Source organism: Empedobacter sp. UBA7494, from assembly GCF_002478465.1.
In the GTDB taxonomy this organism is placed as follows: domain Bacteria; phylum Bacteroidota; class Bacteroidia; order Flavobacteriales; family Weeksellaceae; genus Empedobacter; species Empedobacter falsenii_B.
On the sequence record NZ_DLOC01000039.1, the window covers coordinates 1 to 2,658 of the forward strand.

The 2,658-nt window shown below is 32.7% G+C and carries 3 protein-coding genes and 1 pseudogene; all 4 read right to left on the minus strand.

All coding sequences use genetic code 11. The features are described 5' to 3' along the window. On the minus strand, positions 1 to 366 hold a 366-nt coding region (locus B4E95_RS03955), incomplete at its 3' end, for a transposase (RefSeq protein WP_291090087.1). 329 nt (positions 367 to 695) lie between these two features. Beyond that, positions 696 to 1,172, minus strand: coding sequence for a hypothetical protein (locus B4E95_RS03960; RefSeq protein WP_291090090.1), 477 nt, complete (start codon positions 1,170 to 1,172; stop codon positions 696 to 698). Positions 1,173 to 1,466: 294 nt separating this feature from the next. Next, positions 1,467 to 1,814, minus strand: a complete 348-nt coding sequence (locus tag B4E95_RS03965; protein WP_291090093.1) for a carboxypeptidase-like regulatory domain-containing protein — start codon at positions 1,812 to 1,814, stop codon at positions 1,467 to 1,469. Then, positions 1,811 to 2,658 (minus strand): annotated as a pseudogene (locus tag B4E95_RS03970) (hypothetical protein); the annotation flags it as partial. The gene B4E95_RS03965 and the pseudogene B4E95_RS03970, both read right to left, overlap by 4 nt.

The following is a 2,658-nucleotide window of genomic DNA, read 5'->3' on the forward strand; positions in this document are numbered from 1 at the left end:
CATCTGCCTTCTGGGGTCATAAATTTTAAAATTATTACGTATTCTGATGTGATAGCGCATTTTGTTTTGATTTAAAAAAGCAATCCATTCTTTCCCTACAAACTCTCTGTCAGCTAAAAGGGAATCTATGCATTCTTTTCCAAACAAATCTATAAATTCTTTCATCAGCAGTATACGCTCAGAGGTGTTGGAATTTCCTCTTTTATCCAACATTTTAAACATCAAAGGAAAAGCTACGTTTTTATAACTTACCCCCAACATCAGTATATTAATATCCTTTTTTCCCAGCTTCCAGTTTGTCCTGTCAAGCACCAAAGTCACTGATGCAGGGTGCGGGAGCAGGCTGAAATAAGCTGAGAAATCCATTTCATGGGATTATCCACTCCTGCCATAAAACATTGAATTCTACGGTAATTACTTGAAAATGAGGATTCATTGTCAAATCCAGAGGAAAGTTTTGAAAAATTCACAGACCGAACTTTGCACAGAGCGCTTATAACTAAACAGATAAGACGGATCCTGGCTAAGTTGAGAACTCCTGTAAAATGACCTTTAAATACTTCTAGCAATTCTGTATCTTCGTGACCTGAGCTGGTTTTCTTGATAAGCATTACGTAAGAAATAATACTTTAATATACCGAAAATCAGCTCTTTTAGCAAATTAAAACATCATTAATTTGCTAGTTTTTAAGGAATTAAATTTTTGTCGTGTACTGACATTCTACAGTTTTTCTTTGAACTTCGTTATTTATTTTTGAATTACACGATAACAGTAAATAAAAGACACAATAAATACTTAAAATTTTAATTTTACTTAGCCACCCAATACCCAATGAGTCTTCTTGTGATAAAACCAACCTGTCATAATAATCTATTGGTTCATTTCCTTCTGCATATTTCATCAAATCAATTTCTTTTGGGCTTGGAGGATATTTTGTTCCTGGCAATGGATCTTGTTGAATCCAAGTAGGGCCTGAAGTTCCTTTTTGACTATAAGTATAATTTCTTCCTCTAAAATCAAATAATAGCTGATGTCCTATTTCGTGAGCAGATGTTTCTTGAAAAACTAAATCGGCAAACGAAGTTTTGCGGCAATACCATCCCTTAGTGCTATCATTTTTACTATCAGAATAATATGTATACCCTACTTTGTAGTAAAGCTCTCTATCCAATTCCCAATTATGAGAACGGTTAATGTACCATTTTCGGAATTGGTAAAATAAATTATCTCGGGGGCTTTCATACCATTTTCATCTTGTAGGGCATTAACAAATGCTTCAAATAATTCATCATTAATATTCACCCCTTTGCCAATGTTGCTATTATTTCTAGACCAATATTGTTTAATCCCAGCCAATGCTAAATTCCGTAACTCTTCAAAACTTTTTGTCCTACTTTTTATCGGTTCTTCTTTATAATAAGCAATTGCCTCTTTTGAAGTAAGTTTTATATAATAAGATACTTAGCTATAAACCGTTTTTTCTAATGATAGAATCTCTTGCTTTTTTTTTCAAAATAAATATATCCTCTCCTTTGAATAGTTCCTTTTGTCGTTCACCATTTTGAATTTGTATTGAAGAAATTGTATCTTGATAATAAGGTTCTTTATAAAAAGTTAACGAAGAAGAAATATCATTATTTTTTTTCAAATTAAAATATCCTTTTTGATCTGTCGTTGTTTTAGTGCCATTCTCAAGATCCAAAACCTGCATTCCCGAGATTGGTTTTTTATCAATAGCATCATATACATACCCTTCATAGTTCTGCTGATTACATCCCATTGAAATTAATAAAAGTAATATTAATAATCTCATAATATGTTGATTTTTGTTAACCATAATAAACTTAAAACATCTTTTTCCGCTGCCACCCGTCTAAGAAAGTAATTAGGCTGCTTATGTTCATTTCCTAAAATATTATCCCTGTAATATGGCATCAAATCAATTTCACCACTTATTGGAAATTCTGACGCATTATCTTTAGTGTGTTGATCAAAAGAATAAACTTCTGAACTTCCCTTATGACCGTAAGAATATTCAACTCCACCATAGGATTTTAATATTTCATGCCCTATTTCATGAGCCGCAGTATCTTTAAAATCTAAATCCTCTCTGGTTTCATATGAATATCCCCATCCATTAGAGTATTTTATATATCCTACATTGTAACAAATAGCTTCTCGAGATACTAAGTTTCCAATCCAAGATATAGGATGTCCTGTTGTTGAACCAGGATTTCCCGATCTCATCCAACCTCCATTAGTGTTGTAAACCAAACTTATATCATCCATCGTCTTATTTTCAGTATTTATTGCATTTAAAAACACTTCATATGATTCGTCTACAATTTTGACGTCTTTAGCCGCTGTATGATTTTTATTTCTTCCCCAATGGTAGTTAAGCCCATCAATTGCCAGTTTCTCCAAATCTGCAAAACTTCTTGTCCTAGTTTTTATCGGTGGTTTTCCTGAAATTAATTTTGTTTTTGGTATTTTATCCCACGGACATTGTGTTACCGGTTCTCTAAATTTTGGATCGGGATCTATATCTCTTGTCGTACATTTTAACCCTTCAGCTCCGCCATCCTTTAGGTTAACACGTAATGTAGTATCAATCTTTTTATTATTCTTATCAATTTTTACGTCTACCCAATCAACTT

Bases quoted from the DNA above. Each gene is read 5' to 3' on its own strand.
- B4E95_RS03965 (WP_291090093.1), bottom strand. From the start codon at position 1,814: ATGAGATTATTAATATTACTTTTATTAATTTCAATGGGATGTAATCAG.